The organism is Nemorincola caseinilytica (assembly GCF_039540515.1).
GTDB classification, from domain to species: Bacteria; Bacteroidota; Bacteroidia; order Chitinophagales; family Chitinophagaceae; genus Nemorincola; species Nemorincola caseinilytica.
Genome location: NZ_BAABFA010000024.1, coordinates 362871 through 375024 on the forward strand (window position 1 = coordinate 362871; position 12154 = coordinate 375024).

Annotated in this window: 11 protein-coding genes and 1 tRNA gene; 9 read left to right on the forward strand and 3 right to left on the reverse strand. The window is 50.9% G+C overall.

The window, feature by feature from the left end; translation table 11 throughout:
- The first annotated feature begins 51 nt into the window (after positions 1–51).
- The 3 genes from thiL (at position 52) to gldA (ending at position 2728) form a co-directional block, all read left to right on the forward strand.
- Positions 52–1077, forward strand: coding sequence for a thiamine-phosphate kinase (thiL, locus tag ABD843_RS16230; protein WP_345085597.1), 1026 nt, complete (start codon positions 52–54; stop codon positions 1075–1077).
- A 106-nt stretch (positions 1078–1183) separates the two neighbouring features.
- Complete coding sequence (locus tag ABD843_RS16235) at positions 1184–1738, forward strand: hypothetical protein (protein WP_345085600.1); 555 nt, start codon at positions 1184–1186, stop codon at positions 1736–1738.
- A gap of 78 nt (positions 1739–1816) precedes the next feature.
- Positions 1817–2728: a gliding motility-associated ABC transporter ATP-binding subunit GldA gene (gene gldA / locus ABD843_RS16240; RefSeq protein ID WP_345085604.1), complete on the forward strand. Its 912-nt coding sequence runs from the start codon at positions 1817–1819 to the stop codon at positions 2726–2728.
- A gap of 7 nt (positions 2729–2735) precedes the next feature.
- On the opposite strand, the gene tamL is transcribed toward gldA, so the two are convergent.
- Complete coding sequence (tamL, locus tag ABD843_RS16245) at positions 2736–5174, reverse strand: translocation and assembly module lipoprotein TamL (RefSeq protein ID WP_345085607.1); 2439 nt, start codon at positions 5172–5174, stop codon at positions 2736–2738.
- Between the two features lie 36 nt (positions 5175–5210).
- Here tamL and ABD843_RS16250 point away from each other — a divergent pair, with 36 nt between their 5' ends.
- From ABD843_RS16250 to hisS, 3 genes are all read left to right on the forward strand, one after another.
- The gene (locus tag ABD843_RS16250) at positions 5211–5951 is read left to right on the forward strand and encodes a TrmH family RNA methyltransferase (RefSeq protein WP_425575779.1); all 741 of its coding nucleotides are present in this window, start codon (positions 5211–5213) and stop codon (positions 5949–5951) included.
- 83 nt (positions 5952–6034) lie between these two features.
- A complete protein-coding gene (locus tag ABD843_RS16255; RefSeq protein ID WP_345085613.1) occupies positions 6035–6829 on the forward strand; it encodes a proline and serine-rich protein 1 family protein in 795 nt (264 codons plus the stop codon).
- A 220-nt stretch (positions 6830–7049) separates the two neighbouring features.
- Complete coding sequence (hisS, locus tag ABD843_RS16260) at positions 7050–8462, forward strand: histidine--tRNA ligase (protein ID WP_345085616.1); 1413 nt, start codon at positions 7050–7052, stop codon at positions 8460–8462.
- Here hisS and ABD843_RS16265 read toward each other — a convergent pair.
- A complete protein-coding gene (locus ABD843_RS16265; protein ID WP_345085619.1) occupies positions 8457–8861 on the reverse strand; it encodes a helix-hairpin-helix domain-containing protein in 405 nt (134 codons plus the stop codon). The two genes, hisS and ABD843_RS16265, sit on opposite strands and share 6 nt — an antisense overlap.
- Positions 8862–8959: 98 nt before the next feature.
- Here ABD843_RS16265 and ABD843_RS16270 point away from each other — a divergent pair, with 98 nt between their 5' ends.
- From ABD843_RS16270 to ABD843_RS16280, 3 genes are all read left to right on the forward strand, one after another.
- The gene (locus tag ABD843_RS16270; RefSeq protein WP_345085622.1) at positions 8960–9580 is read left to right on the forward strand and encodes an ABC transporter ATP-binding protein; all 621 of its coding nucleotides are present in this window, start codon (positions 8960–8962) and stop codon (positions 9578–9580) included.
- A gap of 51 nt (positions 9581–9631) precedes the next feature.
- Positions 9632–9703, forward strand: a tRNA-Arg gene (locus ABD843_RS16275).
- A gap of 264 nt (positions 9704–9967) precedes the next feature.
- Positions 9968–11467, forward strand: a complete 1500-nt coding sequence (locus tag ABD843_RS16280) for a hypothetical protein (RefSeq protein ID WP_345085625.1) — start codon at positions 9968–9970, stop codon at positions 11465–11467.
- A gap of 296 nt (positions 11468–11763) precedes the next feature.
- Here the strand turns inward: ABD843_RS16280 and ABD843_RS16285 are convergent.
- Positions 11764–12154, reverse strand: a 391-nt coding sequence (locus ABD843_RS16285; protein ID WP_345085630.1) for an START domain-containing protein, incomplete at its 5' end; no start/stop codon positions are given.

The following is a 12154-nucleotide window of genomic DNA, read 5'->3' on the forward strand; positions in this document are numbered from 1 at the left end:
ATCACCATTGCCTTGCCAAATACCATACCTTTGCGGCCTTAGCATACATACATGAGAACAGAGATATCTTCCCTTGGCGAGTTCGGGCTTATAGACCACCTCACCCGCAACAACGAGACCGCAAATGCAGGTACCCTCCTTAGCGTGGGCGACGATGCCGCTGTCATAGACCAGTTCGGCCGCCAGTGCGTCATATCTACCGATATGCTGGTAGAGGGTATCCATTTCGACCTCATGTATACCCCGCTGAAGCACTTGGGCTACAAAGCGGTGGCAGTGAACCTGTCCGATATATATGCCATGATGGCCACGCCTACGCACATCACGGTGAGCATAGCGCTTTCTAACAAGGTATCGGTAGAGGCGCTGGAGGAATTCTACGAGGGTATATATGCCGCCTGTGAACGTTATGGGGTAGATCTTGTAGGGGGCGATACCACCAGCTCGCGCTCGGGCCTGGTCATCAGCATCACTGCCATAGGCGAGGTAGCGCCCGATAAGTATGTGACCCGTTCGGGCGCACGGCCGAATGATCTTATATGTGTGACCGGCGACCTGGGGGCGGCCTACCTGGGCCTGCAACTGCTGGAGCGCGAAAAGAAGATATTCCTGGAGAACCCCGGTGTACAGCCCGATCTGCAGCAACAGGCCTACCTGGTGGGCCGTATACTGAAGCCCGAACCGCGTATGGATGTGGTGGAATGGCTGCGTGAGAACAACATAATGCCTACATCGATGATAGATGTGAGCGATGGCCTGAGCTCAGAGCTGCTGCACCTGTGCAACAAGAGTGATACAGGCTGCGTGCTGCATGAGGATAAGATACCTGCCCACGAAGAGACCCGCGCCATGGCCATGCAGTTCGGTCTGTCGGTAACTACCTGTGCCCTCAGCGGTGGGGAGGATTATGAGCTGCTTTTTACCATAGGGCAGGAGCATTACGAACGTATATCGCAATATGCACATGTAAGTGTCATTGGTTATATGACAGAAAAAGACCAGGGTAGATATCTCGTCACTAAAAGCGGTGGCAAACATCCCCTTACCGCACAGGGGTGGAACGCCTTCGACCAGTAAATACCTTGCCAGCCAACCAATAGGGCCTTTCATCACGTCTTATAGGGTAACTGATCTTTGCTTTATCAGGAATATTAACTATCTTGGTCACAAATATTTGTTTCAAATGAAGTTCTGGAAGCCTCTTCTACTCACAACTGCCCTGTTCGCTGCTGTCATATCTACATCCGTCCTCACATCGTGCGAGCCCAACTCCTGCGATGGCATAGTGTGCTACAATGCCGGCTCTTGCGGCAATGGCGCATGTACCTGCCCTTCGGCCTATGAGGGTGTGCGCTGCGAGACAGAAAAAAGGAACAGATACCTGGGTATATACGGCGGCTTCACCCAGTGCGATAATACCGCGCAGGTGATAGATACCGTTACCATTGTGCCTGCCAACAGGGGCCTGCTGAGTGTGGATGTGTATGTGCAGAGCCTGCTGCCAAAGGTGCTGCGTGGTTTTGTAGAAAGCAATGAAAGCACCTACAGGATAGTGGTGACCAACAACGACAGCACCAAGCCCAATACCATAGAGTACCAGCGCGTATTCGAGATAACCCTGCAGTCGGACAAAACACTTGTATTGCACAACTACGAATATGAGATCACCAATAATGTGGACACCTTCCAGCATGCATGCCACTTCATAGGCCCCAAGACAAAGTTGCCTATACCATAACAGCCATTTCCTGAACGAACTTATAAAATGCCAGAGCGCCGCACTCCATGTGCGGCGCTTTGGTATCTTTGCCATACTATGTCCATCAAAGTTACTGCCCTTACCAAGGTATACGAGACACAGAAAGCGGTAGACGCTATCTCGTTCGAGATAAAGAAAGGAGAGATAACGGGTTTCCTGGGTCCCAATGGCGCCGGGAAATCGACCACTATGAAAATGATAACCGGCTACCTGCCACCCACATCGGGCTCGGCAATGGTATGTGGCTACGATGTGACACAGAAGCCCATGGAAGTACGCAAAAGGGTAGGCTACCTGCCCGAGGCCAATCCCCTTTATTACGAAATGTATGTAAGGGAATACCTGGAACTGAGCGCGGGTATACACAAGCTGGGCAAGAACAAGGGCGCACGCATAGAAGAGATGATATCGCTAACGGGGCTGGGCAAGGAGGCGCATAAAAAGATAGGCGCACTATCGAAGGGGTACAAGCAGCGTGTGGGCCTGGCACAGGCCATGCTGCATGATCCGGAGGTGCTGATACTGGACGAGCCCACATCGGGCCTGGACCCCAACCAGATAGTAGAGATACGCGACCTGATAAAGAACATAGGCGCCGATAAGACCGTTCTGCTATCTACCCACATCATGCAGGAGGTACAGGCCATGTGCAGCCGTGTCATCATCATCAACAATGGACAGGTGGCCGCCGATGACCCTATAGACCAGCTGCAGCAGAAGAACACCCGGAGGGATATCCTCGTCATAGCCTTTGAGCAGGAGGTAGCCGACGCACAACTGGCCGCGCTGAAGCATGCCGATAGCCGGGAGCATATAGGTGGCAACAAATGGAAGCTGGCCACAGCAGAGCCCGATGCACTGCGCCGCGAGGTGATGCAATGGGCCCTGGACCACAATGTGAACATAGGTTCTATGCAGGCGCAGACAGAATCGCTGGAGGATGTGTTCCGTACACTTACACGCAAATAGTGCCCGTCTAGAAGGGATAACCGATAGAAAAGCTGAAGACCACATTCTCGGCCCGCCAGCCGTTATCGAACGGGGCTATGTCTTTGAACACCCAGCCCGAATTGGTGTGTACATACGGCTTCTTCACAGGTATGGCCATATCCACACGCACAGTGAGGAAGGATGCTATCTCGAAGCGCGAGCCTATACCCAGGTCCATAGCTATATCCTGTCCCAGCTTGTCCATGGCCAGTTCACCGCCCGCATAGGCGGTATCGGGGTTGGCCAGCCATATATTGCCTGCATCGGCAAATAGTGCGCCATTCATTTTCACTGCCCCCGCAAAAAGCGGCATCACCGGGAAGCGGTACTCTGCATTTGCCTCCAGCTTTATGTCTCCCGTCAGGTCTATCTGGTTCACTTTTTCGGTGAGGGACTTGCGGTAGCTGCCCGGTCCCAGCGATCGTATGCGCCAGCCGCGCAGGCTGTATGGGCCGCCTGCAAAGTATTGTTTTATGTAAGGCAGTGTCCATGGCGGGCCATAGGGTATGCCTACGCCGCCATTGAACCTCAGCGCCATTACAGACTTGCGTATAGCGAAGTAGTGGCGCGCATCAAGGTCGTACTTGGTATACTGCGCAAAATTCGTGTCCTGCAGGGTGTATAGCTGGTTCAGCGCATAGCCTAGCTTGCGTGCGCCTTTCAATACGCCACCTGCCTCTTCGAAGGCTACGCGCAGGTAAGAGTAGCTGCGCCCCTTTCGCCTGGCGCTATTGTCGAAGCGGAACGATATGTTCTCGCCCTCTATGAATGTCTGTTTATAGCTGTTACTCAGGTATTCGTTAGAGCTCAGTACTTTCTGGAAAGAATCGGTAAGCTCCTTTTCAGGCAGGCGTATCTTGTTGATGAAAGCAGGTGTGAGTGTCCATGTCTTCGTTTCCGATTCGCGCCAGTTGTAAGAGAAGGTTGCGCTGGTGTTCAGCAACTGGAAATAGTTGATACGGTGAATGACGTTCTCGCCCACGCTTATCACTGTGTGCGGCAGGTTGCTGTTGCTGAATATGGACGATGCTACGGGGGCTACGAATTTGGGGAAATCCAAGCTGGCATTGATACCGTAATACTGTGTGAGTAGCTGGAAGCGCTTGTACAGGTCGTCGGCCAGGTTCTCGTCATAGTAAAGCTCTATACCGCCGCTGGCGCTTATGGTCAGCAGGTTGGCCCCGCGCAGAAAGTTCTTGTTACGGAAATTGAGGCTCAGGGAATTGCCTAGGTCGTATGTGGTACCGTTCGATACCTCGAAATTGGTAGAGAAATCATACTTCTGCGCACGGTTCAGGTATATGCTGCAATCCAGGCTGTCGCGCGTCACCCTGTTCTCGCGGAACTGTACCCTTATGTAATGGAAAATGCCCAGCCCGCCCATGCGCGATATGGTACGTTCCTCATCGGCCTTTGAGTAGGTATTGCCCGGCGCCAGGAACATGTGGCGGTACAGTACCCGTGGCAGTACATATTCGCTATGGTACTTGAATTCCACACCCTTTATGTTGCGCGTTATCATATTGGTGTCGTTACGGTCCTCTGCGCCACCATAGTCGGGGTATACCGTTATCTTGCTTATAGTGTATTTGTTGTAAGACAGGCTGTCATCGGCCTTTCTTATGATGATGTCTATATCCAGCGTGCCTTTCCGTTTCGCTGTGCGCGATATATAGTTCACCGCGTTCTCGAACGGGCTGGCCCCTATCTTGAATATCGACCTATCTATCGTATCTATCTTGAATGTGATATTTTCCAGGTTGAAGCGCCTGTAGCCATTGTTGTTCACGGCAGTGGTTATCCGGCTGCGCTCCTCTTCAAGCAGGCTGTAGGTGAAGATGGTACCTTTTTTCAGCCTGGTGGCATCGCTGGCTCCCCTCACCACGGCCGCTATTGCGCTATCGTCTATGTTATAGTTTATACGGTCTATCTTGTAATTGGGGCCTGTCTCTACGGTATAGGTAGTATACGCCTTCTTCTTTCTGAACACTACCGTATCATGCACACGGGCATAGAAAAAGCCCTGGTTGAAGAGGTAGTTCTTCATGTTCTGTTCAGACTGGGGCATCGTCAGCGAGTCGAATATCACCGGTCTCTGTACCGACTTCGGCAGCAGGGAATCAGGCCGTGTGTGCAGCCGTTTATAGCGGCGGTTATATGCCCATAGCTTCTTGGGTATCTTCACCACCGTTATACCCATAAAGTTGCTGTTGGGCTGCTGTACTACTAGGTTGTCAAGGTTCTCTTTCAGCTCGCCCTTGTTGGGCATAGGGGTCTCGTTCTTCAGTACTATCTTGTTCTTCCAAAGGAGATACTGATCTTTTTCGAGGTGCTTGGTGCTGCTACAGGCGGCCAGCAGGGCCGCAAGCAGCAGTGGCAGTACACACCGACATATATACCTCTTATAAAAAACACTCCCGGCCATGTACTGATAACAACAATTGATATAGTTTTGCGGTATATGCTATCGAAAGCGCAAAGTAAGCACATTCGCTCGTTAACACAGCAAAAATTCCGCAGTATGCACCGGCAGTTCATAGCCGAAGGCAGCAAGGTGGCGCTGGAATGGCTGCATAGCGATATGCCTATCGATACCATAGTGGCCACGGCCGAATGGCATGCTGCCAATACCCATGTTATAGCCCGCCATCCCGAGGCTGCGGTGCATATAGCATCCGATGATGACCTTACCGCTCTCTCTGCCTTGCATACTCCCTCGCAGGTATTGCTGGTGTTGCCTTATGCCGCTGCAAAGGATGTGCCAAATGTGAACGAATGGTACCTGGCGCTGGATGATATACAGGATCCGGGCAATATGGGGACCCTCATTCGCATAGCCGACTGGTTCGGGATACGGCACCTGGTATGCTCTCCTAACTGTGTGGATGTGTATAACCCCAAGGTGGTACAGAGTGCCATGGGCAGCCACATCAGGGTAAATATCTATGAGGCGCCGCTGGCCGATGCACTGCCTGCATTGAGTGCGCCAAAGTTCGCCGCTACCTTATCGGGAAGCGATGTATACCAGGCAGGTACACATGAAAGCGGTGTACTCATTATAGGCAACGAATCGAAGGGTATATCGCCGCAGGTAATGGCGCTGGCCACCCACTGGGTCACCATTCCCCGTACCGGCGGCGCCGAATCGCTGAACGCTGCCGTGTCGGCGGGGATATTATGTGCCCTGCTGCTGCCTCGTTAAATTTATCCTAAGATGTCTTTTTGCATTTAACTGGCATGTCCATTGCAGGTCATAGTAATAGCAAATAACTACCTTTATACTGTATGAGACAGCTATTTATACTTCTCTTCCTGCTGGTGACCGTTACCACAGCTACGCAGGCCCAAACACTGCTGCGTGTGCACCTGGCCGATAATTCCCGCATCAATATCTCGGTGAATGGTCGCTATTTCAATAAGCGCGGTACCACTGTCACTGTAGGCGACCTGCCACCCGGCAGGCATTACCTGAAGATATTCGGTGTGAGCTACGACCGCTGGGGCCGTGTTTACGACCGTCTCGTATTCCAGGGCTGGGTGAATACCAAGCCGGGTATGATCACCAATTTCCTCTACGACCCGCACAACCGCACTATGTCGGCCATGACCAACCCTATAGATGATAGCCGCGGCCCTGCCTATGCGCAGAACCCAACTAACGGCAGCTACAATGATGGCCCTGCTTACGAGCGACCAACACCTGATGCAGATGCGCCCGTCACCGGTAGCGACGATACCAGGGCCACTCCGCTACAGCCCGGTACGCCTGTGGCATCACCCGTGGCATCCGGCACACTCACGGAAGAAGCATCTGATAAGCTAAAGGCCAGGGTAGATGCCAAGACCACCGATACCGAAAAGCTGAAATACATAAAAGAGGCGCTGAGGAAGGAGACGCTTACCACCTTCCAGGTGAGCTATATGATGGACTGGTTCCTTTTCGAGAGCACGAAGGTGGAATTCGCACGCTGGGCCTACAACATCACCAGCGATAAGGAATACTATGCCGACCTCGCTGCCAAATTCAACTACAGCAGCTCAAAAGAAGAGTTACAGCAGTTTTTGGATAGTAGAAGGTAGAAGGTCTAAAGTAGAAAGTAAGGCCATCTACAAGTAAATAAACAAAACAGGAGGGACGCAAACAATACGTCCCTCCTGTTTTATTATGCTCACAGAGCAAACTTTACAGTTCTTACTTTCTACTTTCTACTTTCTACTTTCTACTTTCTACTTTCTACTTTCTACTTTCTACTTTCTACTTTCTACTTTCTACTTTCTACTAACAATTATCTTTGCCACCATGAAACCATCCATACCGCAAGGCACCCGCGATCTGTCGCCAGAAGTGGTGCGCAAGCGCCAGTATATATTCGGTACACTACGGTCCATATTCGAGCTCTATGGTTTTCAGCCGCTGGAGACCCCCGCTATGGAAAATCTCACCACCCTCACAGGCAAGTATGGCGAGGAGGGCGACCGGCTCATATTCAAGATACTCAACAATGGCCTGCATGAAAAGAGCGAGGCCGATAAAAACAAGCTGAACGCGGAGTGGAACAATGTGCTTAGCCGTTCCTATTCATCGCCCGTGGTCACAGAGCGTGCCCTGCGGTACGACCTCACCATACCTTTTGCCCGCTATGTAGTGATGCACCATCACGAGCTGGCCCTGCCTTTCCGCAGGTACCAGATGCAGCCTGTATGGCGTGCCGACAGGCCGCAGAAGGGACGTTACCGCGAATTCTGGCAGTGCGATGCCGATGTGGTGGGCAGCACCTCCCTCATTAACGAGGCCGAACTGCTGTGCATATACGGGCAGGCGTTCAGCCGCCTGGCCATACCCGTGGCCATAAAGGTGAACAGCCGCAAACTGCTGCAGGGCCTTTCGGAGATATGCGGCCATCCCGATAAGATGACCGACATAACGGTAGCGCTCGATAAGCTGGACAAGATAGGGTGGAGTGGCGTAGCCAATGAGCTACAGGCACGCGGCATAGATGCCGATGGTGTGGCCCGCCTGGAGCAGGTGATACAGGTTTTCGGTACTAATAGCGAAAAGCTGCAAGCGCTGGTGCAGATAATGGCCACGAGCGAGGCGGGTATGCAAGGGATAACGGAGATAACCGATACGCTTTCCTACTACGCACAGCTAGCCGATCACAATATGGCAGGCGATGCGCAGATAGTGGTAGATGTGAGCCTTGCCCGTGGTCTCAATTACTACACGGGTATCATTGTAGAGGTGGTATGTACCCACCCCGATGTAAAGATGGGCAGCATAGGCGGTGGCGGCCGCTACGACGACCTCACCGGGCTTTTCGGCCTGAAAGGGCTCTCAGGTGTAGGTGTTTCCTTTGGTATAGATCGTATATACGATGTGCTGGAAGAACTGGCCCTTTTTCCGCAGCAGCTGAGTGCGGCCACAAAAGCCATCATCCTCAATTTTGGCGGAGAGAACGAGCGCTATGCGCTGGATATACTGCGCCGTTGCAGGGAGGCAGGCATAGCGGCCGAGATATACCCCGATGCTGCCAAGTTCGATAAACAGATGAAGTATGCCAATAAACGTGGCATACAGTATGTGCTGCTGCCCGGCGATGACGAGCGTGCCGCAGGCCGCATCAGCGTAAAGAACTTCACTACCGGGGAACAGACCCTGCTGGATGTGGCCGATGCCATATCGCTCTTGCAGCAGGCCTCTGCAACGCTATAGGCATACATGTTTCCGTAGATCGGCAAATACGGTGTCGGGCAACGAGCAGGTCTCGCGCAGTTGCTCTATGTCGGTATATGGGCCTATGATGCGCCTGCGCCATATTATCTTGCGCGCGGCCTCGGGGTCTATGCCCTTTACCTGTACCAGCGTGGCAGAGTCTGCCTTGTTTATGCTCACCATGCCGGGCTGTTGCCGTGGTGCATCGGGGCCGCTGGCCTTATAGTTCTCCCATGCCTGCCGCAGGCGTTCCTCTTCTGCACGGTCCATATCGGGCTGTACCCACAGGTGCATAGTGGCCTTTATGCCTATCAGCAGCAGCAGCAATACCAGCAGCACGGCCAGTCCTGCTCTTTCCTTGCTGCTGAAGGTGATGTAAGAACGTATCCTGTTCTTCATACATTGTAGTGTAGATATACAAATATCGCTAATGCCCTGCCATTCTCATAATGCCATGCCTCTTTTCTTTCGGTCGTTTAATTACTTTTGACAGGAAAATGGATATTTCCCTTCACCAGGTAGGCAAGCGTTTCCAGCGGCACCGTGTATTCAAGGATATTACATACACCTTCACATCGCCGGGGGCATATGCTTTACTGGGTCCCAATGGTAGTGGCAAATCTACCCTGCTACGGGTGATAGCAGGCATGCAGCAGCCCTCTGCAGGCAAGGTGACGCATACCGATAGTAATGGTAAGGTAGTAGAGGCCTCCGGTGTATTCCACAGCATCAGCTTTTGCGCCCCCGGGCAGGAGATAGTAGAAGAGTTCACCCTGCGCGAGTTCCTGGGATTTCATTTCTCTTTCAAGCCACTTATAAAAGGTCTTTCCATAGAGCAGGTCATAGATATCATGGGCCTCACCGCCGCTGCCGATAAGCCTATATATGACTATTCATCGGGCATGAAACAGCGTGTGAAACTGGCACAGGCCATATTTGCCGATACCCCTGTGCTGATGCTGGACGAGCCCTGTACCAACCTGGACGAACGTGGAGTAGGGCAGTATCGCCAGTGGATGGACACCTATGCCGCAGGCCGCCTGGTGCTCATAGCCTCCAACGATCCACGCGAATACTACTGCTGCACACACCACCTGCGCGTAGAGGACCATCTATGATCATTATTTAGTTCCCAATATCAGTGCGAAACGATTATTTTTGCACCGCATGGCTTCGTAGTACAACGGATAGTATAAGAGTTTCCGAAGCTCCAGATCCAGGTTCGATTCCCGGCGAAGCTACACTTTATAAAACCCTTGCTATGCAAGGGTTTTGTGTTTTTCTGTCCTTTTCTTTTTAACGCAGCGGTTCTGATAGGAAAAGAGCCAGATAATACTACCGATATTGAGAATGATCGTTTAAATTTATAAGTGAACATCCTGATCGGTATGGAATTGTGTACCAAGGTATTCGACCCAATATTCAAAGTTGATATTCTCTAAAGCTATTTTATGTATAGATCATTTTTATGGATACTGTGTTCACTCCTGGCATTTGTTTTGCCTATGTACAAGGCCCATGCCCAGCTGCAGGTAGATAAGAGCGAGGTGCTGGACGAGGAATATACACGCGGGTTCCACTGCATATTACAGTTGAAGAATGGCAGCACATTCATTATGCGTGGCGGAACGAAGAATAGATGTGAAGTGATGCTGATAGATAAGGAACGCAAAAGATTTGCAGTTACCGAAGTAAGATGTGAGCATGTGAAGATAAATGATGTGTTGCTAGGGATATACGAGATCAATGGCGAACCGGTACTTTTTTTCAAAGAGTCTTATGGATATACGCCCTCGGTGTATCGTTTGCGGTTCCACCCGCAGACGGGGGCGCTTGTAGCAGAAGACCTGATATATGACTTTCCGCGTTTGGGTATGGCTGCCATGAAGGGAAATGTGAACAACAACATAGTAGTTGTAAAGGATCCTGCATCGGACTGCTATGCAATAGGTATATACCGCAGTGTGGGCGAGCGGAACGAGGACCGTATACGCACCATTCATTATGATGGCCACCACAAGCTGCTGAGCAATGTGGTGGTGCCCTATCCTGCCAGTGATATACTGAACTTCTATATCATGAGCATTGCCGTGAACGGGGATAAGAACCTGTTCCTGGCTGCATACGGAGCAGAGTCGCTGCTGTACAAGAACGGACGGGTATACCTGGCCCGGATAAATGCAGACAATTCTATACCAAAGATGAAACCATTGGACCTGGCACATGACCTTAGACAGACCAATGCCATACTACTATACGATAACCGGCGCAATGCGCTGCACATGCTGATGAATACCGAGGTAAGGCAGGGGGTGATAACAGGTGGTGTACATGCCTATACTTCCAGTGTGCTGGTGATAGACCCGGAGACACTAAATACACGAAGCGTGCATGACCTGAGCGCGGCCAAGGTGACAGAGGCTAAAAAGAAAATACCGGGTAAGAGCGGTGAATTCTCGGGCGTGCCGCAGAATATATTATTGCACGAGGATGGGAGCACTGTGATACTGATGGAGGAAATGAAGTATCAAGAACCAAGTGCCTTCGGCTCTACCGCCGCTACCATGACGCTGGGAGATATAGGGATATTGGTATTGGAAGGAGACAGCGTGGAGCGTACCGGATACTACATAGAAAGAAGACAGCCGAACCTGGGAACACCCAACCCGAACGTTATGCGGATGCATGGTGTGGATGTGATAACTACAAATAAAGACATCTACCTGCTGGCTAATGAAATAGGGGAGAATATAAAACGGAAAGAAGAGGGGAAACGCCTGAAGACATTGTACAGGATGGACAGGCAAATGGTGTGTTATGCCCTGCATGGCGGCAAAGCAGAGGTATTGCAACTGCAGGAAAAAGGTACGCAGGAAGAAGCGATATTCGAAGACTTTACCCTTCGGGGCAATTACAATGAGGCCACCCACACATTTGCCACTATAACGAAAGCAAATGAGGGATCGGAAAAGGTGGCGAGGGTGAGGTGGATAGGGCTTGAGTGAGGGAGCTTGCCATTACTCAGTTCAAGGATATAGACGTAATACCACATAAAACAAAAATGTCCCATTTGCGGGCGGCCCTCCTTCGCTCTATCGAGCTTCGGCGGGCAAGGGCGGGCAGAAGGGGACAACTTTCGAACTTTTTTGTGGAGGATTTGACAGCGATAATTCAATTTAATGTATAGAGAATGATTTCGTCAAGGATAATTTTTAGTGCTGATCTCAATCACTTAGTAGTCGTTTCGATCATGCTTGGCATAGGTTCCCATAGTTAATGACAAGCATCAATATATTGAACCTCAGTTATTTCTAAGTTGCTTTCGCAAATTTGTGAAAGTTTCGTACGGGCCCTTTGTTAAAAACATATTCGTTACCCATGCTGGCACTGTTCCTCCAGGATCTGCCTGTGCGCTGTATTCTATTTTCATTGTACCGGGGCTGATTGTTGATACTTTCCATGTTACTTCTGATGCAGGCACGCGCACAACTCCACTTTTTAAGGGAACCATATTTTCGATACTATGAGCGGTCATGATCAAAGTGCCGGCGACAGTATCTAATACCAATTTCATTTGCATCACTACGTCCCTGTTGCTTAGCGGCCAGGGCATTTTCTTTTCTGTATAATATATCAACTCGTAATTGTTCAGACGTTTTACTATACTTGCCGAACTTGTGCTATATACCCAG

What these genes read in the sequence shown, in the direction of transcription:
- thiL (WP_345085597.1), top strand. Translation starts at nt 52, where the DNA reads ATGAGAACAGAGATATCTTCCCTTGGCGAGTTCGGGCTTATAGACCAC.
- ABD843_RS16235 (WP_345085600.1), top strand. Translation starts at nt 1,184, where the DNA reads ATGAAGTTCTGGAAGCCTCTTCTACTCACAACTGCCCTGTTCGCTGCT.
- gldA (WP_345085604.1), top strand. Translation starts at nt 1,817, where the DNA reads ATGTCCATCAAAGTTACTGCCCTTACCAAGGTATACGAGACACAGAAA.
- tamL (WP_345085607.1), bottom strand. Translation starts at nt 5,174, where the DNA reads ATGGCCGGGAGTGTTTTTTATAAGAGGTATATATGTCGGTGTGTACTG.
- ABD843_RS16250 (WP_425575779.1), top strand. Translation starts at nt 5,211, where the DNA reads ATGCTATCGAAAGCGCAAAGTAAGCACATTCGCTCGTTAACACAGCAA.
- ABD843_RS16255 (WP_345085613.1), top strand. Translation starts at nt 6,035, where the DNA reads ATGAGACAGCTATTTATACTTCTCTTCCTGCTGGTGACCGTTACCACA.
- hisS (WP_345085616.1), top strand. Translation starts at nt 7,050, where the DNA reads ATGAAACCATCCATACCGCAAGGCACCCGCGATCTGTCGCCAGAAGTG.
- ABD843_RS16265 (WP_345085619.1), bottom strand. Translation starts at nt 8,861, where the DNA reads ATGAAGAACAGGATACGTTCTTACATCACCTTCAGCAGCAAGGAAAGA.
- ABD843_RS16270 (WP_345085622.1), top strand. Translation starts at nt 8,960, where the DNA reads ATGGATATTTCCCTTCACCAGGTAGGCAAGCGTTTCCAGCGGCACCGT.
- ABD843_RS16280 (WP_345085625.1), top strand. Translation starts at nt 9,968, where the DNA reads ATGTACAAGGCCCATGCCCAGCTGCAGGTAGATAAGAGCGAGGTGCTG.